27 protein-coding genes and 2 pseudogenes are annotated in these 23,980 nt (G+C 41.8%); 10 read left to right on the top strand and 19 right to left on the bottom strand.

The features are described 5' to 3' along the window. Positions 1-15: 15 nt before the first annotated feature. Positions 16-495, top strand: a complete 480-nt coding sequence (locus tag NSU05_RS20700) for a DUF2798 domain-containing protein (protein ID WP_038429958.1) — start codon at positions 16-18, stop codon at positions 493-495. A gap of 24 nt (positions 496-519) precedes the next feature. On the opposite strand, the pseudogene NSU05_RS20705 reads toward NSU05_RS20700, so the two are convergent. From NSU05_RS20705 to NSU05_RS20715, 3 genes and pseudogenes are all read right to left on the bottom strand, one after another. After that, positions 520-653, bottom strand: a pseudogene (locus tag NSU05_RS20705) (LysR family transcriptional regulator); the annotation flags it as partial. Between the two features lie 16 nt (positions 654-669). Continuing rightward, on the bottom strand, positions 670-1,332 hold the full coding sequence (locus NSU05_RS20710; protein ID WP_038429959.1) for an MBL fold metallo-hydrolase: 663 nt from the start codon (positions 1,330-1,332) through the stop codon (positions 670-672). 118 nt (positions 1,333-1,450) lie between these two features. Then, entirely contained in the window at positions 1,451-1,903 is a 453-nt protein-coding gene (locus tag NSU05_RS20715; RefSeq protein ID WP_003226875.1) for a MarR family transcriptional regulator, read from the bottom strand. Between the two features lie 121 nt (positions 1,904-2,024). Here NSU05_RS20715 and NSU05_RS20720 point away from each other — a divergent pair, with 121 nt between their 5' ends. Both NSU05_RS20720 and NSU05_RS20725 read left to right on the top strand, forming a co-directional pair. After that, on the top strand, positions 2,025-2,465 hold the full coding sequence (locus tag NSU05_RS20720; protein ID WP_038429960.1) for a GNAT family N-acetyltransferase: 441 nt from the start codon (positions 2,025-2,027) through the stop codon (positions 2,463-2,465). Between the two features lies 1 nt (position 2,466). Beyond that, a complete protein-coding gene (locus tag NSU05_RS20725; protein WP_017695807.1) occupies positions 2,467-3,069 on the top strand; it encodes a YitT family protein in 603 nt (200 codons plus the stop codon). Between the two features lie 67 nt (positions 3,070-3,136). Here the strand turns inward: NSU05_RS20725 and satA are convergent, their stop codons facing one another. Next, positions 3,137-3,658, bottom strand: coding sequence for a streptothricin N-acetyltransferase SatA (gene satA, locus NSU05_RS20730; RefSeq protein ID WP_014481497.1), 522 nt, complete (start codon positions 3,656-3,658; stop codon positions 3,137-3,139). 350 nt (positions 3,659-4,008) lie between these two features. Here satA and NSU05_RS20735 point away from each other — a divergent pair, with 350 nt between their 5' ends. The 3 genes and pseudogenes from NSU05_RS20735 to NSU05_RS20745 form a co-directional block, all read left to right on the top strand. Further along, positions 4,009-4,365, top strand: a complete 357-nt coding sequence (locus NSU05_RS20735; protein WP_038429962.1) for an MmcQ/YjbR family DNA-binding protein — start codon at positions 4,009-4,011, stop codon at positions 4,363-4,365. Between the two features lie 159 nt (positions 4,366-4,524). Beyond that, entirely contained in the window at positions 4,525-5,091 is a 567-nt protein-coding gene (locus NSU05_RS20740; RefSeq protein ID WP_038429963.1) for a dihydrofolate reductase family protein, read from the top strand. 258 nt (positions 5,092-5,349) lie between these two features. Beyond that, positions 5,350-5,497 (top strand): annotated as a pseudogene (locus NSU05_RS20745) (DUF255 domain-containing protein); the annotation flags it as partial. A gap of 105 nt (positions 5,498-5,602) precedes the next feature. On the opposite strand, the gene tet(L) reads toward NSU05_RS20745, so the two are convergent. Next, positions 5,603-6,979: a tetracycline efflux MFS transporter Tet(L) gene (tet(L), locus tag NSU05_RS20750; RefSeq protein WP_032722818.1), complete on the bottom strand. Its 1,377-nt coding sequence runs from the start codon at positions 6,977-6,979 to the stop codon at positions 5,603-5,605. A gap of 348 nt (positions 6,980-7,327) precedes the next feature. Here tet(L) and NSU05_RS20755 point away from each other — a divergent pair, with 348 nt between their 5' ends. Beyond that, positions 7,328-9,397, top strand: coding sequence for a thioredoxin domain-containing protein (locus NSU05_RS20755; RefSeq protein ID WP_038429964.1), 2,070 nt, complete (start codon positions 7,328-7,330; stop codon positions 9,395-9,397). On the opposite strand, the gene NSU05_RS20760 is transcribed toward NSU05_RS20755, so the two are convergent. Continuing rightward, the gene (locus NSU05_RS20760; RefSeq protein WP_038429965.1) at positions 9,394-10,293 is read right to left on the bottom strand and encodes a type II CAAX endopeptidase family protein; all 900 of its coding nucleotides are present in this window, start codon (positions 10,291-10,293) and stop codon (positions 9,394-9,396) included. The two genes, NSU05_RS20755 and NSU05_RS20760, sit on opposite strands and share 4 nt — an antisense overlap. 225 nt (positions 10,294-10,518) lie before the next feature. Between NSU05_RS20760 and NSU05_RS20765 the strand changes: the two genes are divergently transcribed. Then, positions 10,519-11,874: an MFS transporter gene (locus NSU05_RS20765; RefSeq protein WP_029318525.1), complete on the top strand. Its 1,356-nt coding sequence runs from the start codon at positions 10,519-10,521 to the stop codon at positions 11,872-11,874. Positions 11,875-11,907: 33 nt separating this feature from the next. Here NSU05_RS20765 and NSU05_RS20770 read toward each other — a convergent pair whose 3' ends face one another. From NSU05_RS20770 to NSU05_RS20820, 11 genes are all read right to left on the bottom strand, one after another. Next, positions 11,908-12,462 (bottom strand): sugar O-acetyltransferase, encoded by a 555-nt coding sequence (locus NSU05_RS20770; protein WP_033884396.1) that lies wholly within the window; start codon positions 12,460-12,462, stop codon positions 11,908-11,910. Between the two features lie 17 nt (positions 12,463-12,479). Next, complete coding sequence (locus NSU05_RS20775) at positions 12,480-12,860, bottom strand: VOC family protein (protein ID WP_003244460.1); 381 nt, start codon at positions 12,858-12,860, stop codon at positions 12,480-12,482. Between the two features lie 55 nt (positions 12,861-12,915). Further along, positions 12,916-13,851: a transcriptional regulator CcpB gene (gene ccpB, locus NSU05_RS20780; protein WP_038429968.1), complete on the bottom strand. Its 936-nt coding sequence runs from the start codon at positions 13,849-13,851 to the stop codon at positions 12,916-12,918. A gap of 58 nt (positions 13,852-13,909) precedes the next feature. Then, complete coding sequence (gene xth / locus NSU05_RS20785) at positions 13,910-14,668, bottom strand: exodeoxyribonuclease III (RefSeq protein ID WP_038429969.1); 759 nt, start codon at positions 14,666-14,668, stop codon at positions 13,910-13,912. Between the two features lie 64 nt (positions 14,669-14,732). Then, positions 14,733-14,972, bottom strand: coding sequence for a 30S ribosomal protein S18 (rpsR, locus tag NSU05_RS20790; RefSeq protein ID WP_003219224.1), 240 nt, complete (start codon positions 14,970-14,972; stop codon positions 14,733-14,735). A 43-nt stretch (positions 14,973-15,015) separates the two neighbouring features. Then, positions 15,016-15,534, bottom strand: a complete 519-nt coding sequence (gene ssbA, locus NSU05_RS20795) for a single-stranded DNA-binding protein SsbA (RefSeq protein WP_003219228.1) — start codon at positions 15,532-15,534, stop codon at positions 15,016-15,018. A gap of 40 nt (positions 15,535-15,574) precedes the next feature. Then, on the bottom strand, positions 15,575-15,862 hold the full coding sequence (gene rpsF, locus NSU05_RS20800) for a 30S ribosomal protein S6 (RefSeq protein ID WP_003244064.1): 288 nt from the start codon (positions 15,860-15,862) through the stop codon (positions 15,575-15,577). Positions 15,863-15,972: 110 nt separating this feature from the next. After that, the gene (gene ychF, locus NSU05_RS20805) at positions 15,973-17,073 is read right to left on the bottom strand and encodes a redox-regulated ATPase YchF (protein WP_003242727.1); all 1,101 of its coding nucleotides are present in this window, start codon (positions 17,071-17,073) and stop codon (positions 15,973-15,975) included. A 126-nt stretch (positions 17,074-17,199) separates the two neighbouring features. Further along, positions 17,200-19,203: a molybdopterin-dependent oxidoreductase gene (locus NSU05_RS20810; protein ID WP_038429970.1), complete on the bottom strand. Its 2,004-nt coding sequence runs from the start codon at positions 19,201-19,203 to the stop codon at positions 17,200-17,202. A 50-nt stretch (positions 19,204-19,253) separates the two neighbouring features. Continuing rightward, positions 19,254-19,460: a DUF951 family protein gene (locus NSU05_RS20815; RefSeq protein ID WP_003226838.1), complete on the bottom strand. Its 207-nt coding sequence runs from the start codon at positions 19,458-19,460 to the stop codon at positions 19,254-19,256. Positions 19,461-19,553: 93 nt separating this feature from the next. Then, positions 19,554-20,570 (bottom strand): membrane protein, encoded by a 1,017-nt coding sequence (locus NSU05_RS20820; RefSeq protein WP_010886647.1) that lies wholly within the window; start codon positions 20,568-20,570, stop codon positions 19,554-19,556. Between the two features lie 442 nt (positions 20,571-21,012). Between NSU05_RS20820 and yyaC the strand changes: the two genes are divergently transcribed. Then, the gene (yyaC, locus tag NSU05_RS20825; RefSeq protein WP_003243890.1) at positions 21,013-21,630 is read left to right on the top strand and encodes a spore protease YyaC; all 618 of its coding nucleotides are present in this window, start codon (positions 21,013-21,015) and stop codon (positions 21,628-21,630) included. 38 nt (positions 21,631-21,668) lie between these two features. Here yyaC and spo0J read toward each other — a convergent pair whose 3' ends face one another. Together spo0J and soj are read right to left on the bottom strand one after the other, a co-directional pair. Then, entirely contained in the window at positions 21,669-22,517 is an 849-nt protein-coding gene (gene spo0J, locus NSU05_RS20830; protein WP_038429972.1) for a stage 0 sporulation protein Spo0J, read from the bottom strand. Continuing rightward, on the bottom strand, positions 22,510-23,271 hold the full coding sequence (gene soj, locus NSU05_RS20835) for a sporulation initiation inhibitor protein Soj (RefSeq protein ID WP_003219244.1): 762 nt from the start codon (positions 23,269-23,271) through the stop codon (positions 22,510-22,512). Before soj ends, spo0J begins: the two co-directional genes overlap by 8 nt. 247 nt (positions 23,272-23,518) lie before the next feature. Here soj and NSU05_RS20840 point away from each other — a divergent pair, with 247 nt between their 5' ends. Further along, complete coding sequence (locus NSU05_RS20840) at positions 23,519-23,959, top strand: PH domain-containing protein (protein ID WP_038429973.1); 441 nt, start codon at positions 23,519-23,521, stop codon at positions 23,957-23,959. Positions 23,960-23,980 lie beyond the last annotated feature (21 nt).

Here is a 23,980-nt window from a genome sequence, read left to right on the forward strand (position 1 = left end):
AGAAGGAATGATTGTATGCCAGCAAATAAAAAAGAGGGTCTTATATTTGGCGTGATGATGTGTTTTGGAATGGTCTGCGTCATGTCGATTTACAATGCCATCATCAACGGAGCCATTCAGGATTTTTCACTGATGACAGTTTTTGAAATGGTCATCGGTTTTATGGTCGCCCTCCTGTTAGATTTACTGTTAGTGGGCCCCCTCGCCAAGAAGATTGCATTCCGCATGCCGTTCGACAAGACTAAAAAAATTTATGTCATCCTTGCCATGTCAACTTGTATGGTGATTGGCATGGTACTTTGTATGTCTGTGTTCGGTTTAGTGACAGCGGTTCTAGCAAATGGGCTGAACGGGGACAGCCTCTTCAGTGCTTATCTTATGATTGTGTTGAAAAATTTCATCCTGGCCTATCCATTGCAATTACTGATTATGGGCCCATTAGTCAGAGGGATTTTCATGAAATTTGTAAAACCAAAGCTCACAGCCGCAATTTAAATAGAATAGGAGTGAGCCTGACACTCACTCCTTTTGCTCATGAATCGAATGTAAAACAAGCTCCGCAAAAGCCTCTGCGGCAGGCAGCTGCCATTTTTTCTTTTTGGGTGTGAGTAAATCGGATCGAGAGCTGCACCATGCTGAAGAATTTTCAGCTTATGTTTTTCACTTCCATTAATCCCTATACCTTACCACATTGTTTTTATACAATTCTTCGTTATAAAGTATTTCTTCGCCATGTGAAGAGCAAATGAGCGTTGGTTTGATTTGATCTATGATTGAGCCGCTATCGATGTTCTCATTTATATCAACACTGAATCTTCTTATAGGTGGGTGTAAATCCTCCTTACTTGTGATAAAAAGGTCGCCCGTTAATAGCGTACGATCGATTTTATGATCATACACGACATGCCCCGGCGAATGGCCAGGTGTTAAATAGTATTTCAGAGGCAGGTGAGCAAGCGTTTGCTCCGTCAGCGGCGGGATAATATGGGCTACCCCTGTGTTCTCCACTTCATTTTTGTTCGGATATGGCTCTTCCCCATTGATGTACTTTAGTTCTTTCTGGTGCGCAAAAATCGGAATATCAAATCTCTCTAACCATTTTGATGCACCTCCGATATGATCACTGTGGCCATGGGTAAGCAAAATGGCTTTTGGATTGCCGATCGCTAACGCTGCCCTAATTTGAGCATCAGCAAAACGTTCTATTCCCGTATCAACAATATATACATCATCACCATCTTTGATAAACCAGGTATGAACCGGAATCCGAAGAGGCACATCAAGCTCAAATTCACATTGATAGACATGCTCTGATAATTGTCTCAAGTTCACGCAAACCATCTCCTGTGGAAATTTTTTGATAGTTTTAAAGAAAACAGAAGTGAACTAGATTCTTGAGAAGGAGGCGTCGATTTTCGCCAGCATCAGCTCGACTTGTTAACATTGTCCATTAATAATCCCTTTTGTTCCCCTTCTTCACATATTCCCAATCACGTTCTATATTCTTCCTCACTCTATGAAGGAGTGCAGAAATGGTTTCCTTTTCCTCTGAAGTAAAACCGGACAAGGCCACTTCCGTGGAATGTTCTCCTTCTCTTCTTAACAATGGATATACCTTTTTCCCTTTCTCAGTCGGGAACAGTTTTTTTATTTTTTTATTTTGCTCATCCGGCAGTTTTTGAATAAATCCCTGCATTTCCAGCTTCTTAATGGCCCGCGCGGCCGTTGTCCGGTCCACTTTTATCATTTCCGCCAATTTTTCTTGAATAATTCCCGGATTTTCGTATATACGTACGAGATAGAGATACTGCCCTCTTGTTAAGTCCAAATCTTTAAATTCGATGTTGCTTATGGAATCCAACGCTCTTGCTATCATGCCGATCTCACGCAAAATATCATTCATTCCTAAAACCCCTCACGTATTTTTTTGTTGCAATTACAACAAAAATGTTTTAACCTTACTATTATAAGACCACATGCATACTGTACAGTCCAGACTAATATCAGAAAAGGATTGATTCATAATGAATATAAAAAGAATAACAACTGAAGCTGATTTACATGCAGCTTTGAATATTAGAAAGACGGTTTTCATTGAGGAGCAACATGTATCGGAATCCGAAGAGTTTGATGAATTTGATACGCTCCAGGAACAATGCCAGCATGTCTTGGTATATCATGAGAATCAGCCTGTCGGCACGGGCCGTGTGCGCATCGTTGACCATACAGCAAAGCTGGAAAGAATCTGCATCCTAAAACCTTACCGTAAGTATGGATTGGGGAAAGTCATCGTAAGCGGGTTAGAAGAAATCATAAAAGAAAAAGGACTGACTGCATGTAAGCTGCATGGTCAAACACAAGCAGCAGGCTTTTATCAAAAACTGGGCTACCAGATTTCTTCACAGGCATTTATGGAAGACGGCATCCCTCATGTCTTGATGACAAAAGACATATCGCGGATTTAACATGAAATATATTTTTTACGGATTAGGCATACTCATATTAAGTTTGGGCATTTCCTTAACCATACAATCAGGACTGGGCACATCACCCTTCGATGCCCTTTTGGTTGGTCTGTCAAAAGAAATCGGTCTTACCGTAGGGAGCTGGGAGGTCCTTATTTCTGTGATCCTCTTAATCTGCAACGCTATATTAACGAGAAAAAAACCTATTTTGCTAGGCTTAATTACAGCATTCATTACTGGAATAGGCATTGACCTATGGTTGTTTGTTGTAAAAAACACCATCTATCTAAATGCGTTGTTAAGCAAACTGATTTGTTTCGGAATTGGATTGGTGCTCATCGGTCTTGGAACAGCCATCTATCTTCAGACGAAATTCGCATCAACACCCATCGATCATTTAACACTTATTATCCGAGATCTCTCCAAAAGAACAATCTTGTTTTCAAGAACATTGGTATACGCTCTTTTCTTAGTATTAGCCATCATCTTTAAAGGCCCTATCGGCATCGGAACCCTATTAACCGTCTGTTTAGGAGGAATGATCCTTCACGTTTTTATGCCTATTGTGGAAAAACAATTCTTATCAAAAAAAAGAAGGGGTTAAAAAACCTCTTCTTTGAAAAAACGAAACGCAAAACAAGCTACGTTTCGTTCAATAATTTTATGATAAATTAAAATTTATAGTACCAAAAAATCGCAATTTCATTTGCTGTTGGAAGGTTGGAATAAAGCATCGTATCAACTGCACCTATTATAAAGTGATGTTTGGCATAAAAACGACAAGCTGAAACATTAATATCTTGTGTTTCAAGCATAAGACCACAAAAGCGATTCTCCTTTGCCCACTCAATCGCTTTATGTAATAATGCTGTTCCAACGCCTTTTTGTCTATAGTCTTTTGCAACGGCAATGTCCTCTATTAGTGCATACCCATTCCAGTTAGAACGAATCTTAATCCGGCCGATGCAGTTGTTTTCAACATAATATAAAAAGACAACCTTCCCTTCATCTTCAATATAACTAACATCCATTTCATCATCTTCATATTGTTTAAAATAAGGTTTAGAAAATCGTTCCTCAGTATATGTCCAAACACCGTTTTCAAAAGTAGGTATCATTCTCCCAAAAACAACGAAAGGTTCGTTTGGTTTATTGAAATCTTTCAAATTCATTTGAGTCATTTTCTTGATCATATCAATCCCCTCCTAAACGAGATTATATTAGCATACTCGTTTCGATCAAGAACAGCATCCATCACCTTTTATATATAGCGATTTTTCTATTTCACTGTCTTAATGGGGTATTTCAACAGAGGCTTGTGGTACAGTAAAAAGGAATAGATGATCCCGTGCCTACTAACAATAATAGATTCATCAATATGAAAAAGCATACTTCCTTCAACCCGCCATTGAATGGTACCCGTGGGGATTAGAAGCATTAGATATAACTCTGCCATTGGTGACATGTCCAAAAGACTACCAAAAATCCGTTGACCTTTGTTTTTTCTATGAAAGAATGAGAGTGAATAAAGGAGTGATTGAGTATGTTAACAAGAGAAGATATCTTTAAACACTTCAAAGAAAAATACGGTACATCGCCTGATTACCCGTGGGAGAAATACCCAAACTATGCTTCTTTGAGACATACATCAAACAAAAAATGGTACGGTCTTATCATGAATGTTCTCCCAGAAAAATTAGGCTTGGATGGTCATGGCGAAATAGATATTCTAAATCTAAAATGTCCCCCTGAAATAAGTGATAGCTTAAGAAATGGGGAAAATGTCTTACCCGGATATCATATGGATAAGGAACATTGGATTTCAATTGTTTTAGAACGGACAGATCCAGAAGGCGAAATCTATAACTTAATCGAGCAGAGCTTTCATTTAACCAAGTGAAGATAAAGAGTGTTCCGGCTAATCAAGCTGCGAAGAGTAGTGGGCACTTTCATTTTAGGATACTGTTCTTCACTCAGTCCATAAACGCAACTTAGTCTATCTGGTGCGAGAGTGGGAGAAGAATTTCTACCAACTTCTTATGGAAAAGGATGAATAGTTATGACAAATAACTTAAAACAGAGAAGAATCATTTTAGATTTAGCAGTTACTTTAGATGGTTTTATTGAAGGGAAAAATGGAGAAGTTGATTGGTGCATTATGGACCCTGATATGGGGTTTACTGATTTCTTAAATCAAATTGATACTATTTTATATGGCAGAAAAAGCTACGATTTATGGGGACAATATATTCCAAAAGATGAAGACCCTGATACAGAAAAGGAAATTTGGAAATTGGTTCATAGTAAAAAGAAATATGTTTTTTCCAGAACACAAAATGAGATTGATAATCAAGCCATATTTATAAATGATAATATTCTTGAAGAAGTAAATAAATTGAAGAAAAAGTCTGGCAAAGACATCTGGCTATATGGTGGAGCGAGTCTCATTACAACTTTTATAAATTTGGGGCTTGTTGATGAATTTAGATTATCTATTCACCCTGTTGTTTTGGGAGAAGGAAAACCGTTGTTTATTGATGTAAAACAGAGGATAAATTTAAAAATGGTGAATACAAGAACATTTTCCTCTGGCGTTGTGCAAATCGTTTATCATTGGAATGGCTAAAAAAATCTTTCCCTCCAAAATATACATTGTAAGGTAACACTCGACAGTTATTTTTCTTATTGAACTAAAGGGGACTCCAATGGGTTCCCCTTAATACTATTGAATTATCAACTTTAACAGAGCTAAAAATATCCATTCTCTTGTATTAAAAGAAAAGAAGACTGGAAAGGACGCATTAACATAATTAAACATTATAGTATATTTCATTCTCCCTCTTTTAAGTAAATCGGCTAAGAGGTGATCCTATGCCCACTAACCATAAACCCAATAGAATTAATCGCTGAGAAGTCTACTTATTTTACTTCAACATGCTCATAACCCTGTGGACTGGTTCCCTTGGGGAGAAGAAGCATATGAAAAAGCGAAACGCGAAAACAAGCCTGTTCTCGTATCTATGGGGTATAGCTAACGATGGCTAATCTAAAGAACATGCTATTGATGCCATGTTTATTCATTTTACAAAAAAGGATCAACCTTGGATTACTTTCACAAGATTGACCCTTTCACTCATTTAGCGATGCCTCCGCGAACGTTTATATACATTCAAGATTACTAGCCAACAAATAACAATGGTCCCTGCAAAAAGTATGAGCATATTGCTATACAAATAGGTAGAGTGATCAACGTCAATAGGCAGCAGCCTATGGTCTAAGAAGCCGATAGATAATAAACCGCCTACAATCGCAATACCCGTTCCCTCTGATAAAAAGCTCGTGAAATTAAGCAAACTCATTCCAGCGCCCGCTTCCTTTTCTTTCAAACTGCTAGACACAACTGTAGATATAACTGTTTTTGTGAAAGATAGCCCCCCAAAAACAAAAATTACTATAATTGTCATGATCCATGGTGCTGCATCTATAAAAAAGGCAGCGATTAAAAAGCCGGAAGAAAGCAAGGCACTTCCAATAGTTAGTACATACAAGGAACCTTTCCGATCAACAAGCAATCCCCCAATGTAACCGAAGATGATGACACTCATTGTTCCGGGGAAAATAATGCCGCTTCCAATTGCTGCAGTACTTAAATGGTGAACATCTTTCATCATGTAAGGAACCATAGAGACAAATCCTGCTGCTGTACCAAATATTAGTCCTCCGTAAAGGGTTCCAATCACAAAAAAGACGTTTTTCCCTAATTCAGGGTCAACAAAAGGGTCCTGAGCTTTCCTAATGTGTTTTACAAATATGAAGAAAGCAAGAATACTGATGATCAGAAAAGAAAATCTATAAGATGTTGTAAACAGCATAAAAAATAAGATACCTGCAGACATCAATATAATCCCTGCCATATCAATGTGTCCTCTTATTCTCTCTTCCTTTTTCAACAATTTTATAAGGAATGGAACGGTGATAATTGTTGCAGTTGGAATAAGCAGCAAATACGACCAATGGATATAATGAGCAACCATTCCGCCAATAGCTGGCCCAACACCTTCTCCCATTGCTACCAGGGACCCGATCAGGCCAAATGCTTTCCCCCTGTTCTCTTTTGGAATATAGCGCGCAACGACAACCATCACAAGAGCTGGGAATGCGGCTGCACCAATCCCTTGAATAAATCGGGCTAGAATGAGAATAGGAAAGAAAGAGTGTCCAACAAATCCAATGATCGACCCTAAGCCATTTACCATAATCCCAAATAGAAGCAGATTTTTGATGCCCATCTGGTCTGATAGCTTTCCATATAGAGCTGTTCCAATGGAGAAGGTTAACATAAAGGCAGTATTCACCCAGTTTGCACTTGCTGGCAGTTTATTAAACTCGTTGGCAATATCAGGTAATGAGACGTTCAGAACCATTTCATTTAATACGCTGAAAAATGATAGAACACAAAGCCAAATCAAAACTTGATTGTGCCGTAAAGTTGATTGTGAATAAGACGTATTCACAATTTCCCCTCCATTAATGAGGGCAGACGCAGTTTATAGGGTCATTGATACGCTTCCCTCTTTTAATTGTACCCTGTTCATTTTATTGCACTTCATAATAACTCCCCCTACATTTAATTGATATGATCTTATTATATATAGACTAAGGTTTAAACTTTTACTTTTTTTATAAAAATTTGACCAGATTGCGAAACAAGGAAAAACGTTATTCGCATTTATCTCAAGTGGCAAAATGAAACATTAGTTTATATTTTCACATCACAATTATCGATAAGCAGTCAGTTATTGTATTTGTTTAGGATAACTGTGGTAACCTGAATATAACCAACTTAGGAAGAAGGTGATCCCATGCCAAACAAAAATAAACCCAATAGATTAATCAATGAGAAATCACCATACTTACTCCAACACGCCCACAACCCTGTGGACTGGTTCCCTTGGGGAGATGAAGCATTTGAAAAAGCGAAACGCGAAAACAAGCCGGTTCTGGTCAGCATCGGTTATTCGACTTGTCATTGGTGCCACGTGATGGCTCACGAAAGCTTTGAAGACGAAGAAATCGCGCGTCTTCTCAATGAACGGTTTGTGGCGATTAAAGTCGACCGGGAAGAGCGGCCTGATGTGGATTCTGTTTATATGAGAATCTGCCAGCTGATGACCGGGCAGGGCGGCTGGCCGCTGAATGTATTTATTACGCCTGATCAAAAGCCGTTTTACGCGGGTACATATTTGCCAAAGACGAGCAAATTCAATCGTCCCGGTTTTGTTGATGTGCTTGAGCATCTGTCTGAGACGTTTGCGAACGACCGTGAGCATGTCGAGGATATTGCGGAGAACGCCGCTAAACATTTGCAGACCAAAACAGCCGCCAAATCAGGCGAAGGCCTTAGCGAGTCAGCGATTCACCGGACATTCCAGCAGCTTGCCAGCGGGTTTGATACGATCTACGGCGGTTTCGGGCAGGCACCAAAATTTCCGATGCCCCATATGCTGATGTATTTGCTTCGTTATCATCACAATACGGGGCAGGAGAACGCTTTATACAACGTGACGAAAACGCTGGACAGCATGGCGAATGGCGGCATTTACGATCATATCGGCTATGGGTTCGCCCGCTATTCGACCGATGACGAGTGGCTCGTTCCCCACTTTGAAAAAATGCTGTACGACAATGCGCTGCTGCTGACCGCTTATACAGAAGCCTATCAGGTCACGCAAAACAGCCGCTATAAAGAGATTTGTGAGCAGATCATTACGTTCATTCAGAGGGAAATGACTCATGAAGACGGAAGCTTTTTCTCTGCTTTAGACGCGGATACAGAAGGAGAAGAAGGAAAGTACTACGTGTGGTCAAAGGAAGAAATTCTGAAAACGCTCGGGGACGATCTCGGAACGCTGTATTGCCAAGTGTATGACATCACTGAAGAAGGAAACTTTGAAGGCAAAAATATTCCTAACCTCATTCACACAAAGCGAGAACAAATCCAAGCGGATGCCGGGTTAACCGAAAAAGAGCTCAGTCTCAAACTCGAAGACGCAAGACAGCAGCTCTTGAAGGCACGCGAGGAAAGAACCTATCCGCATGTCGATGATAAAGTGCTGACCTCATGGAACGCGCTGATGATCGCGGGTCTTGCGAAAGCGGCAAAGGTATACCAGGAGCCGAAATATCTCAGCCTAGCGAAAGACGCCATCACATTTATTGAAAACAAATTAATCATCGACGGCCGTGTGATGGTCCGATATCGTGATGGCGAAGTGAAAAACAAAGGCTTTATCGACGATTACGCTTTTCTCCTATGGGCCTATCTCGATCTCTATGAAGCTTCATTTGATCTTTCTTATTTACAAAAAGCGAAGAAACTGACAGACGATATGATCAGCTTATTTTGGGATGAGGAGCATGGCGGATTCTACTTCACCGGACACGATGCAGAAGCCTTAATCGTACGGGAAAAAGAAGTGTACGACGGCGCCGTGCCTTCCGGAAACAGTGTGGCAGCTGTTCAGCTGCTGCGTCTCGGACAAGTCACAGGCGACTTATCACTGATCGAAAAAGCGGAAACGATGTTTTCCGTGTTCAAGCCAGACATCGACGCGTATCCGAGCGGCCATGCTTTCTTTATGCAAAGTGTGTTAAGGCATCTGATGCCTAAGAAAGAAATCGTGATTTTTGGAAGTGCAGACGATCCAGCCAGAAAACAAATCATAACGGAGCTTCAAAAAGCCTTTAAGCCTAACGACTCCATTCTGGTGGCAGAGCAGCCCGAGCAATGCAAAGACATTGCGCCATTCGCGGCAGACTACCGCATCATAGACGGCAAAACAACTGTGTATATTTGTGAAAACTTCGCCTGCCAGCAGCCGACAACAAATATCGAAGAAGCGATCCACACGTTAATAAGCAGCAGGGATTAAGACCCTTGCTGCTTACTTTTTGATTTCTTATGGTACCATAAAGCGATCCCCGCAAACACAAGATTGACCGCTATCGTAAAGAAAGCCTCCCACATCGGGTTCCCCCGCGTAACCGTAAAGAGAGAAGGAATTCCTCCATACACACTGTTTTTTTCTGTAATAAACATACACAAAAACATATTATTCGCGGCATGGGCGCCAAGTGATATTTCGATGCTTCCAGTTTTAATCGTGTAATAGGTCCACACAAAACCAAATGTTAAATACTCAATTCCTGCCCAGACAGCGCCATTGTTCATTTCTGGATTTGCAAAATGCAATACGCCAAACAATCCTCCGACAATCAGTGTCAAAAATAGAGGATTTTTCGTCAATCTCCCGAAAGCTTGAAGCAAAAATCCCCTGAAAAACAGTTCCTCAGCTGATGTCTGAATCGGAACCAAAATGAGGGCAGCCGCTAGCAGCCAGATAAAGCGTGAGGCATTAAACTCTTGCATTGAATAGCTATCAGGATGCATCGCAAAATCAATCAATTGTACGGCGATCATCAGCAAGAAATAAGCAATAAAACCAAAGGAAATTCTCCGCCAATTCATCTTTGAATTTGGTGTAATCATCGTTCGGAAAGGCCGCTTCAAAATAAAGCGCACAGCCAGCCAAACTCCCGGAATGGCGAATAAATAAATCACATGGGACAAATAAAGATCTACGAGGGGATCACTCAGTACAGCTTCATCCAAATCAAACGTGATATTGGGATTCACAATAACGGTGAACAGTATAGCGAAAAGGTAAGCTATATTCCCGAATACATATAACCCTACCATCACCAAAAAAGCCAAAAAATATCTCGTCAACGTATTGTTTCCTTCTATAGGACGGATAAATGAATTCATTCCTTCTATGTCTCTTCCTTTCAATGAGAATATCACTATATATTTGCATAAATTGGTCTATGAATCTACTGTTTTGGAAATCTTTTAAGCAAAATTAAAATATAAAGTGTGAATTTAGTTCTTCCATCTAGTGATTTGAACTCTGTTGCCAATGAACCAAGATACTTATAATAGTCCCAAGAGGGGAATTTTCAGTCTTTTCTTACTACTAAAAGGGGGTTTTTTATGAATACGATCTTCAAACAAAAGAATACACATCCTTTCTCAAACGCAGCGAATCGTTTAGACCGCCTTCCGATTTCACGCGTTCATTTCCAAGTGTTAACCGCTCTCGGCATTGTTTATTTCTTTGATCTCGCAGATTTATTTACCCTCAGCAACGTAGCGCCGGCACTGATCGAGCATTGGGGCATCCCGCTTTCAACTATTGCTAACGTAACGGCTGCTTCGTTTTTAGGCATGTTTTTAGGCGCTTCACTGGGCGGACGGCTGTCCGATCGAATTGGCCGCAAAAAAGCCTTAAATCTATTTGTCTTTGTTTTCTCAATCGCATCGCTATGCAATGCTGCGGCATGGGACATTCCATCTTTAATGACATTCCGTTTTCTCACCGGATTTGGCGTTGCAGCCGCCATGGTCATTACGAATAGCTATTTGGCGGAATTTTTCCCTTCAAGTGTACGTGGAAAATATATTTCTTTTTGTGCCATGATTGGATTGATCGGGGTTCCGATCACCAACATTGTGTCTGCCTTTGTCATTCCTCTTGGTTCATGGGGATGGAGGCTAGTATTTGTATGGGGTGCCGTCGGCCTTATTTATTTTTTCTTTATTCGACGGCTGGAAGAGTCGCCTCGCTGGCACGAAAATCGCGGGGAATATGCGAAAGCCGATGCGATCCTCAACCGAATTGAGGCACAGGTTGAAAAGGAGAAAGGCCCGCTTCCGGCAGCATCCCAGCCTAAAGTAAGCGAAACTGTTAAGCAGAATGCAGGTTATGCCGGCTTATTGAAAGGCAGAAACCTCAAAATCACCATCGTATTATCTGCTGTATGGATTTTTGAAACGTTTGGGTTTTACGGATTTGCCTCATGGGTTCCAAGCCTGCTAAAAAGCAATGGCGTCACCATGGAAAATACATTGTGGTATAACGTATTGCATTCCGTCGGCGCTCCGCTTGGTGCACTGCTCGGCTCCATGATTTCCGAAAGATTTCAAAGAAAATGGATTTTAGCTGCGAGTGCGTTTCTGACGGCCATCGCCGGGCTCTTATATGGTATGACTTTTATTCCCATCATGATCATTGTATTTGGTTTTATCGTGAATATCACAGAACGGGTCTTTACCTCGAACTTATACGCCTATACATCTGAACCTTATCCGACTGAATACCGCTCGTCTGGCAGCGGTTTAGCCTATGGTCTTGGCCGTTTTTCAAACATTTTTGGCTCATTGCTTGTCGGATTTATTGCCGTTCAGCTCGGCTATATCAGCGTCTTCTTATTTATTGGGGGCTGCTGGCTCGCATGCTCCTTGCTGTTAATCTTCTTCGGTCCTAATACGAATGCGAAACAGATTTAAAAAAGTCAGTGCGGATCTGCCGCACTGATCTCATTACAATTGCTTCAAAATCCTCGCGGGGTTTCCGCCTACAACAGTATTAGCGGGTACATCCTTAGTGACAACAGATCCAGAAGCAATCACTGCGTTATCACCGATTGTCACTCCCGGGTTAATCACCGCCCGGCCTCCAATCCAAACTTGATCTCCAATTGTCACAGGCTTACCGAACTCCTTCCCGGATTTCCTTTCGATCGGATCAAGAGGATGACCGGCCGTGTAGATATGTACACCTGGCGCAATCAAACAATGACGGCCGATACGCACCTCACACACATCTAAAATGACACAGTCAAAATTAACAAATGTATGATCTCCGATATGAATGTGATAGCCATAATCACAGCGGAATGTCGGCAAAATCGTGACTTGATCCCCAACCGAACCGAGCAGCTCCTTCAAAAGCTTCGTCCGCACTGCATCATCTTCCGGTGTTTCGTTGTATTGTCTAATCAGCTGTCTCGCATGTTTGCGTTCTAGTAATAGTTGTTGATCTTCCGAATTGTATAATTCTCCGGCTGCCATTTTTTCTTTTTCTGTCCTCAGCATGTAAGTCACTCCAGATGTCAGATTGTAATCTCGATCAAATTTCCTTCATCATCCTCAATCACGCTTTCATAGTAGCCGTCTCCTGTTGTCCTCGGGCCGTTTACTACTGCGAAACCATCCGCCTTCAATCGATCAGTCAGTTCGTCAACTTTCTCCCGGCTCCCAACGGAAAAGGCAATATGTGCCCAGCCTGTCATTGTTTGTGAGGGCGGATCGGTCACATTCCCTTTTTTCATAATCTCCAGCCTTGCTCCGGAATCAAACGTAATAAAATAAGACTTAAAATCTTTTTTCTCATTATGATACAAATCATTCGCTTCGCCATTAAAATACGATTCATAAAAAGACTTCATTCGCTCTAAATCATTGACCCAGACCGCTGTATGTTCAATCTGCATTTCTTCCTCCTCCTTCGCCTTCAATGAAGTTATAAGGTATGAAATGCATTTCAGTTCAAGCTTTTTTCTTAAATTTATGCTGAATTTTGATATCAGCGGGTTCATCCTGCAAAAATAGAGAAAATGCTGCGATGCCGAGCTGCTCAAGATTCAAATCAAGCGACGGAAAACCAAGAACACGGCTGATAGAAGTATTTCCCTCGCCTATGATTTCAACATCCCAATTATTCTTTTTGGCAAATAGATGAATTCCAGCTGCCACTTCATCACTATTTGCATAAATAGCAGTCGGAACCCGCCCGCTCATATAAAAATGTTCAGCTGCCAGCTCACCATCATTCATATCGTTGCATCCGGACAGCATATGGTGGTCTTCCAACCTTCCGCAGACAGCTTTATAGGCCGCAGCTTTATCAGCCGTGCTCGGGCTCCTATCAGCTTCTCTGACACACGTAAAAGCAATATTCTCATGTCCGCGGCTCTTTAAATAGCGAAAGCTCTCTGCATAAGCAGCTTTTCTGTCATTAAAAGCACAAGGGACATCAATGTATCCGGTATCCTCACAAGCGATGATCGGCCCATATTCCTGATAAGCTAAAATGCTGTCCCAATGATTGGCGCGGGAAGTAATGATGAGACCGTCTATTTTCTTCGTTCTTAACAGCTCTAAATATTTGATTTCAATAGCGGGGTTATAATTGGTGGGGAGGAGGGTCGTTGCATACTCATGCTGAAAAGCCGCCTTGGTGATTCCGTTAACGATTTTATCAAAGCAGGGATGATCGCTATAAGGCAGAATCACACCGACCGTATGGGTTTTCCCGCGAATGAGATCGATTGCGGTTCGATTTGGCGTATAATCCAATTCCTTCATGACTTGATGAACAAGCTTTCTCTTTTCTTCAGACACATAAGGATGATGATTCAATACACGCGAGACAGTCGAAACAGATACATTTGCCAGTCTTGCGATCTCTTTTATATTTGCCATCTCTTTCTCCTTTTCATATAAAAAAAGCAGTAAGTGTAAAATCCTTACTGCTATCTCATCATATATTGATGATAAGTTCAACAGGACAATGGTCGGAACCCATGACGTCCGCTGATATGCTGGCATCTTCAATCTGTTCCTTAAGTCTTTCAGAAACAACAAAATAATCAATCCGCCATCCGATATTTCTGTCCCGGGCGCCGGCACGATACGACCACCAGGAATAAGCGCCTTCAAGATCAGGATAAACATGACGGAAAGAATCAACAAAGCCAGCTTCTAAGAAACGAGTGAATGCCCCTCTTTCTTGATCTGAAAATCCAGCGTTATTCCGGTTCACCTTTGGATTTTTCAAATCAATCTCCTGATGGGCTACATTCAAATCACCGCATAAAATCACTGGTTTTTTCTGATCCAATTCAAGAATATAAGACAATAAAGCCTCTTCCCATTGCATGCGGTAATCAATCCGCTCTAATCCCCTTCTGGAATTGGGCGTGTAAACAGTCATCACATACACGTTTTCAAATTCCAGCGTAATCACTCTGCCTTCTTGGTCATGCTCTTCTACTCCGATACCGTAGATGACCTGCAGCGGTTCTTGCTTAGAAAAAACAGCTGTGCCGGAATATCCTTTTTTCACTGCATAATTCCAGTACACATGATAGCCTTCAGGCTGGAGATCAACCTGGCCGTCCTGTATCTTCGTTTCCTGAAGACATATAATATCTGCATCCTCTTCTTTCAAATAAGAGAGGAAATCCATTTTTCTCATCACAGCCCGCAGGCCGTTTACATTCCATGAAATCAACTTCATGTTTCATCCTCCCCCCTATAAAAAAGAGCAAGAACCCGAAGGTTCTTGCTCTTTACGCATCAGCTTACTCACCACTTACGTATGGAAGTAAAGCCATTTGACGTGCGCGTTTGATCGCTGCAGTCAATTTACGTTGGTATTTAGCGTTTGTTCCAGTTACACGACGTGGTAAAATTTTACCGCGCTCAGAAACAAACTTTTTAAGAAGATCTACATCTTTGTAGTCGATGTGCGTGATACCGTTAGAAGTGAAATAACACACTTTACGGCGTTTCGCACGACCGCCTCTGCGTCCTCCTGCCATTGTCATTTCCCTCCTTTCTTTTTCATTTTAGGTGATAATCACATTAGAATGGAAGATCATCATCCGAGATGTCAATCGGTTTGCCGTCGTTGGCAAATGGGTCATCATTAAAGCTGTTCCCCTGATTGCGTCTCTGGTTGTTTTGATTTCCCCCAAATGGATTATCATTTTGGCCTCCGCCAAAGTACTGGCCTCCGCCGCTGTTTCCTTCGTTGTATCCACCTGAACCAGAACCGCCGCCGTTTTTCGGCTCAAGAAATTGAACACTTTCAGCTTGGACCTCTGTCACGAAGACACGCTGTCCTTGCTGGTTTTCATAGTTTCTTGTTTGTAAACGGCCATCTACGCCTGCAAGGCTTCCTTTTTTCAAGAAGTTTGCAACGTTTTCGGCTTGTCTTCTCCAAGTGACACAATTAATGAAATCGGCCTCACGTTCTCCGGACTGGTTCGTAAATGTACGATTCACAGCAAGAGTAAACGTAGCAACAGCCGCACCGTTTGGCGTATAACGAAGCTCTGGGTCTTTTGTCAGTCTTCCGACTAATACAACTCGGTTAAGCATAAGAAAGACCACCTTTTACCATTATATATTTCAAAATTGCTTATTCTTCTTCTTTAACAACAATGTGGCGAATGATATCGTCACTGATCTTAGCTAGACGGTCAAATTCTTGAACTGCCGCAGCGTCAGATTGAACGTTTACGATTTGGTAGAAACCGTCGCGGAAATCGTTGATTTCGTAAGCAAGACGACGTTTACCCCAATCCTTTGTTCCAGTGATCTCCGCACCGTTAGAAGTCAGAACGTTGTTGAAACGCTCGATAACTGCTTTTTTAGACTCTTCGTCAATGTTTGGGCGGATAATGTACATAACTTCGTACTTTCTCATCTGTTTGCACCTCCTTTTGGACTAAGCGGCCCATAATGGGCAAGGAGCAATAATTCTATTACTCACAATTTTATATTATACCAAAGCTCTTGTCCCTTTACAACTGCATCCTATACATTAAATCGGAAATGAATAACATCTCCGTCTTGAACCACATATTCTTTCCCTTCAAGGCGGACTTTTCCTGCCTCTTTAGCTCCTGCCATACCGCCGCCCGCAAGAAGATCCTCATAAGCAACTGTCTCAGCACGAATGAAGCCCCGCTCAAAGTCACTATGAATAATTCCTGCACACTCAGGGGCTTTCATGCCTTTTTTGAATGTCCAAGCTCTGACTTCCTGTTCTCCGGCTGTGAAATATGTTGCGAGGCCGAGAAGAGAGTAAGACGCTTTGATCAGCTGATCAAGACCTGATTCTTGAATGCCCAGCTCTTCCAAGAACATTTGCTTTTCTTCGCCTTCAAGCTCAGCGATTTCAGATTCGATTTTTGCACACACAACGATAACTTCTGCGTTTTCGCCGGCAGCGTACTCGCGAATCTTCGCTACATTTTCATTGCCAGATGGATCAGCAACTTCATCTTCACTTACGTTGGCCACGTACAAAATAGGCTTCGAAGTCAGTAAATGGAGCTGCTTCACAAGCTTTTGCTGCTCCTCAGTGAATTCTACAGATCGAGCAGGCTTTTCACTCTCAAACGCTTCTTTCAGTTTAGATAAAATCTCAAACTCAAATACAGCGTCTTTATCTTTTTGCTTCGCAAGCTTGCTGACGCGTGTAATCCGCTTTTCAACCGTTTCCATATCAGCGAGGATCAGCTCAAGGTTGATCGTTTCAATGTCATCAATCGGATCAACCTTTCCGGAAACGTGTGTAATGTTGTCATCGGAAAAAGCACGGACAACGTGGCAAATCGCGTCAACTTGGCGAATATGAGATAGGAACTTGTTGCCGAGTCCTTCTCCTTTAGATGCGCCCTTTACAATCCCTGCAATATCAGTGAATTCAAAAGCAGTCGGCACAGTCTTCTTCGGGTTGACCAGCTCAGTCAGCTTTTGCAGACGATCATCCGGCACCTCTACAATTCCCACGTTCGGATCAATTGTACAGAACGGGTAGTTGGCTGATTCGGCACCGGCCTGTGTAATTGCGTTAAATAGTGTTGATTTTCCGACGTTCGGCAAACCAACAATTCCAGCTGTTAAAGCCATTCTTTCATCTCCTCTATATAAAACCGTCATTGTATGAACGTATTTTGAACCTAGAGCAATTATAAGGAGGTTCACTGGAAAAGACAAGCTGACAAAAAAGCATTTTCAGCCTGCCAATCCCTTTGATTATGCTTTTTTCAAGCCTACTAAACAGTCAAAAAGCGTACTTCCCAGTCCATTATCAGAATTTGTATCATTTGTCAGTGCATTTACTGACCCTCCAAAAGCCGCCCACATGCCTTCATCTATATTAATCGTCTTCGCATGAGCCTGCTTCATCACTTTCACCTTGCCCTTCAAGCTTCCGCGGTCATTAAAGATGACAACTTCGTCTCCATCCTGAAGATCCTGCTCAGCCGCTATATCTGGAGAAATATCGACCTGAACGTGCTGAAGCTTTTCAATAAACGGCACATGCTGTGAATGGTTGGAACGCTGCGGATGAATGGATAACAGCGTATAAGGGTACTTTTCAGCTAACTCCTCATTATGGAAAACAGATTCTTCGGGCACATTTAATTGAAGCGAGCCGCTAAATCCTTTTTGCTCAGCTAGCGACGAAGTAAATTCAAATTTTCCACTCGGCGTCAAAAACTGATAATCATCCCACGGCACCTGTTTTACTGGAAGAGGGAGGTGGCCTTTTTCTTTTAAACGCTCAAGTGTCACATCCTCTGCTTCCAATGAAGAAAGCCCCATCTCTAAAAATTCTTGAGTGCTGTATTCAAACAGCTCGCCAAACCCAAGACGTTTTGCAAGCTCTGACCAGATCCAGCTGTCCGACTTCGCTTCACCCTGCGGCTCCACAAGCTTCTTCCCGTACTGAACATAATGATGATACATACTGGAATAGTAGATATCTTCTTCTTCAAAAACAGTGGCAGTCGGCAAAACATAATCACACAGCTTTGCGGTATCTGTCATAATGGAATCAATCGCAACCGTCATGGGAACCTTTTCAAAAGCTTGTCTCACCTTATTTGTATTCGGCACCTGAGTCAGCGGATTTCCGCACGTCACAATAATCATCTCAATCGCAGGATCAGCAGCGGTCAACACTTCTTCAGCCTGCGTCATCATTGAAAAAGAACGTGATGTTGTTTTTAATTCCGGCAACGTCAGCTTTGTTTTTGCAAAGCTCTCGCCAATCTGGACATTTCCGAAATTCGCGCCGCCGCCCTTAATTCCGACATTTCCGCTTGCCGCAACGAGTGCGTCAATCCAACGAATCGTTCCGCCGCCGTTTTTATATCGCTGCATGCCAAGCCCCATAAAAGTAGACACCGGACCATCAGCATACAAACCGGCCAGATACTCCAGCTCCTCCATAGAAGTTTCTGTTTTCACAATAAACTCTTCTAGAGAAACAGTTTTCAAAAGCTCTTTCACATCATCAAAACCGACAGAATGCTCAGAAATAAACGTTTCATCCGTTCTTCCCGTCTCAATCAGAACCTTCAAAACGGCTGCCGCAAGCCAGCCGTCCATTCCAGGCTTTACAGAGATATAGCGGTCAGCAAGCTTAGCAGTCGGGTTGAAGATCGGATCAATCACCGTAATCGTGGCGCCCTTCTTTTTCACCTGCTGCAAGTGATGGTATAAGTGCATATTTGTTCTGGATACATTTCTTCCCCACACAACAACATGCTTGCTGTTGTAAATATCAAGCGGGCCGTGACCGTACGAACGGCCAAAATCCCAGCTTTGCGCCTCGATGCCGGAGCCCCAGCATATGCTTCCGACGATTTCAGTCACGCCTCCATATCCATTAAAAAAACGCTGATCAAGCGCTTTTAACAGACCGTTATTCGCATAATCATGGCTGTGCAAAACAGCAGTCGTCTCCGACATTTCCTTGATTTCCCGAAGTTTATCGGCAATTTCATCAAGTGCCTGCTCCCAAGAAATCCGCACAAACTCGCCATTTTGTTTTTTCATTGGATAGCGAAGCCGATCAGGAGAATTTGTTTTTGTCTCAAGCATTCTGCCGCGGCCGCAGATTTTACCTTCCGTAATCGGATGGTTTGGATCTCCGTCCACTTTTGTTACCTTTCCATCATCAACAGTCACCAAAAAGCCGCAGCTGTCCCAACAATTCAGCGGACATGCCGACTGATGCACTTTGCTCATCGCCGTCTTCTCCTTACCTTCTATATGAAAAAGCATGAGTGTCGGCCTATTTATGAAGTAGGCTCCTCATGCTTGACTAGTACTTTTTTTAGTTTTCTTTCAAATTCTCTTCTCGGAATCATAACACTGTGAGAGCATCCCTCACACTTAATTCGAATATCCATTCCCATGCGTATAATTTTCCAGCTGTTCGCTCCGCATGGATGCGGTTTTTTCATTTCTACGATATCATTCAGGCCAAAGTCTTTATCCGCCAAGACCCTTCACCTCTTTTCCTAAACTGCTGTATCTATTGTACAAAAAAACTGATCATAAGAGCAATCAAGATACCCGAAAAGAAATCCATCCTCTTATTTCCATTTACTCAAAATAGGATATAAGAGCAGACAAACTAACAAATACAAATTGAGCATCCCATATATCGGATACAAGAACGCGATCAAATCAGAAAATCCGAAAGAAGTAAAAGGTACCATTAACACTAACAAAATCAACACAATCATCCATCTAGGCATATGAATAAACGCCATCAGCCGGCTGGACAGCCCCAGCAAACCAGCTACCGTCGTTGTGTAAATCGCCAGGCACAGCACCGCCGTCATACATAAAAAAAGGAAATAAGGCGCACCCTCCAGAACGGCAAACAGCGGTATTTCAAACTGAGAAAGGGAGCCCGCCAGCTCCACCAACGTTTCATTATAAACAAATGAGATCACGCCAAAAATAAGACCGCTTGCCACACTTGCGATTTTTGCTTCTCCGAGCCCTTTCATCTCTTTCCCAACAGAGGATAAAATCGCAACAACTGAAAGGATGTTTAAAGAGGTAAACGTAATGCTCGCAGGCCAGTTATACTGCTGGGACAAATCAATCGTCCACGTATGGTGATGTGTGCTCTGAAAGGAGATCAGCGCATATAAAAGCCCCGCTACTAACACAGGAATCAAAATACTATTTATAGATAATATTCCTTTCACATCCCACAAAAACAAACACACTGTCACGATGCAAATCAGCGTGATTCCCCACCAGAAAGGAAGCTTGTACATTTGCAGGGTCACACCGCCTCCGGCAATCATCACCATAGTCGTCGAAAACAAATAAAAAATGATGAGGACATCATAAATTTTCGCCAGCCATGGCCCCATTAAATGCTCCAGAACCGGCAGAAAATGAGTGGATTGAACCTTAAAACTGATTTTCATCACAATATAAGACGAGAAAATGAACATAATTGTAAACAGCACAATAGCAAGTCCGCTTTCCGCCCCAAAAAACTGCCATATCTCCTGACCGCTCGCATATCCGGCCCCGATCAGGCTCCCTAATATGAGCAGCATCCACTTCATTCCGGCTCTCCACAACACTATCACCTCATAGACAAAGTTCAGCTTGTTCCCGTTATTGTTACTATATAAATAAAGGAAAGCAAACATGCCATATTTTCATAGACATTTGAACACAAGGTGAAATTATCATACGAAATACACATAAAAAAAAGACTGCTAATGGAGGCAGTCTAAAAATATATCATTTTGCAGTGGAATGAAGGAATGAACCTCATTAACCATTCCTATCTATAAAGTGTTTCATAAGCAGACAATTGCTTGATCATGATCGAGGCAATGAGGGACAATACTTGTAATCGCCCACTAACCATTCATATCATGCCCTCTACTTTTTTAAAATCTCCGGTGCCATACACAAAGCATAAAAAACCGTACTGCTGGATATACTGTAAACAACCTTACATAACGAAACACACACCATAGCAATTCTGTTACCTACTATAACAAGGAAGTGAAACCCATGAATCGAAAAGGCGGGCTTTTTTCCTCTCAGGAACGAGTAAAGCAATATGTTTCACATACAGATGCTGCAGCGGCAAAACAAATCCAAACCATCCTTTCTTCATCCTTACGTAAAGCTGCCGGCAAACCAATTGTTGTGGTTTGTATCGGAACAGACCGTTCAACCGGTGATTCATTGGGCCCGCTCGTAGGAATGAAACTCAAACAGATGCAGCTCACCAGATTCCATGTCTACGGAACCTTATCTGACCCCGTCCATGCTGTGAACATGAAGGATAAAATCAATGACATTCATAAATTACATAAAAACCCATTTGTTATAGCAGTCGATGCATGCTTAGGCCGCGTTAAGAGTGTGGGTTCATTTCAAATCGGGGACGGGCCATTAAAGCCCGGAGCCGGTGTACAAAAAGACCTTCCTGAAGTGGGAGATCTTCATATTAACGGAATCGTGAATGTTAGCGGTTTCATGGAATATTTTGTATTGCAAAATACAAGACTCAACTTGGTCATGAATATGGCCAATGTTCTCGCGGAAGGATTGAGTTTAACAGATCGGACAGAGTGGAGGCAAGAACGCCTTAACCCGTTGCAAAGGCTCACTGGGCGCATATAAAACAAAAACCATCTTCGCTTGAAAGATGGTTTCTTCATTTACGATTCTCGTTCAGACAAAAGCTCTAAAATCCGGTCAAGGTCTTCATTAGAGAAAAATTCAATTTCGATTTTGCCTTTTTTCTTCTGTCTTTTAATATTAACTGTTGTTCCAAAATAATTTTGGAGATAGGATTCCCGTTCTTTTAGAACCGCGTCTTTCACAGGTTCTTTTTTCTTTGTTTCACGTGGAACATTCTGATTCAACTGCTGAACCAGCTGCTCAAGCTGGCGAACATTGAGCTGCTCCGCAATCACTTTTTGTACCAGCGGTTCAAGCTTATTTTTGTTTTTTAAGCCAAGAAGCGTGCGTCCATGTCCCATAGAAAGCGTACCTTCGGCAATAAGCTGCTGAATATTTTCTGGCAGTGTCAGCAGTCTTAAATGATTCGCAATATGCGGTCTGCTTTTCCCAAGACGTTTGGCAAGCTGCTCTTGTGTGAGATCTAAGTGTTTCAACAAGGAATCATATGCCTGAGCCTCTTCAAGCGGAGATAAATCTTCACGCTGAAGGTTTTCTAATAAAGCAATTTCCCTCATTAACGCCTCTGATAATTCACGGACAATGGCCGGAACTGTATCTAAACCTGCCAGCTTTGCCGCTCGAAAACGCCGTTCACCTGCAACAATATCATAGCCTTTTAAAGATTTTCTGACGATAAGCGGCTGAAGAATGCCATGCTGCAACACAGATTCTTTTAGTTCAGCTAATGCCTCGTCATCAAAGTGTTTTCTTGGCTGATAAGGATTAGGGCGTAAATCGGCAATTTTAATTTCTTCAACTGTCTCTTCAGACAAATCTACCTGATTAAATAACGCATTAATCCCTTTTCCAAGGCCTTTAGCCATTCGCAGCCACTTCCTTTGCTAAATCTAAATATACTTCCGCACCTCTTGACCGCGGATCGTATAAAATGATGGGTTTTCCGTGACTCGGTGCCTCACTCAGACGGACATTACGCGGAATAACTGTCTTATATACTTTATCCCTAAAATACTTTTTAACCTCTTCAATCACTTGAATGCCAAGGTTTGTCCGGGCATCAAGCATTGTCAGCAATACACCTTCAATCATTAAATCAGTATTCAAATGCTTTTGCACAAGACGTACTGTATTTAATAACTGGCTGAGACCCTCCAAGGCATAATATTCGCACTGTACAGGAATCACAACGGAATCCGAGGCAGTAAGGGCATTAATCGTCAGCAAGCCCAATGACGGCGGACAATCAATGATAATATAATCATAATTTTGCTTTACTGCTTCAAGCGCTCTCTTCAATCTCACTTCTCTTGATATTGTAGGAACCAGCTCGATTTCAGCCCCTGCAAGCTGAATCGTCGCAGGAATCACATCCAAGTTCTCTACTGTCGTTGCTTTAATAATATCTATTACATCTGCATCATCTACTAAAATATCGTACACACACTGCTCTACATCGGCTTTTTCAATCCCTAATCCGCTTGTCGCATTTCCCTGCGGATCAATATCTACCAGCAGAACCCTTTTCCCTATGTAAGCCAAACATGCCCCAAGGTTGACAGACGTCGTTGTTTTGCCGACCCCGCCTTTTTGGTTCGTAATTGCTATGATTTTTCCCACGATGTCACCTACTTTCACATGAACATGTACTATCTTGCTTCTATTCTATCAAAAAAAGATTAAAGCGTTTCATTTTTTTCATCATTTTGTTCCGAATCAGAAGGGAAATAATTGAAAATTCAAGCACGCTTTATGCTTTCTCTTATAAATTCTGCAATTTCTATGTTTTTTTGACTTAAAAAAAGAATTTCTTAAAGAAAAAAAGAAGAAGTCACAGTACAGAACGTGGAAACAGGATGGTGAGAAAATGGTTTATCAAACGAAGAGAGATGTACCCGTTACGCTGATGATTGTGTTTCTCATATTACTGATACAAGCAGATGCCATTGTTCCTTTTGTGCTGGGAAATATGAGAGTTTCCGGCTGGATCATTTTTATTCTGCTGACTCTTTTAAATGGACTCATCATTTGGAGCTTTATTGACCTGAAATATGTATTGAAGGAACACCACCTGATCATTAAAGCCGGACTGATCAAACATCAAATTCCTTACAAAAACATCGATAAAGTCGTTCAAAAAAAGAAACTGTGGTCCGGTTTTCGTCTGATCGGCTCTCGCCATGCCATCACGATATATTATCAGGGGGGATGGGGACATGCAGTGATTTCACCGCAAAAATCTGAAGAATTTATCCACAAGCTCAAAGAAAAGAATTCTAATATAATAATATTCACTAAAAGTAAGTAATTACCTTTTGATTAGTAATTA

It is taken from the genome of Bacillus sp. EU52 (assembly GCF_037964975.1).
GTDB lineage: Bacteria > Bacillota > Bacilli > Bacillales > Bacillaceae > Bacillus > Bacillus subtilis.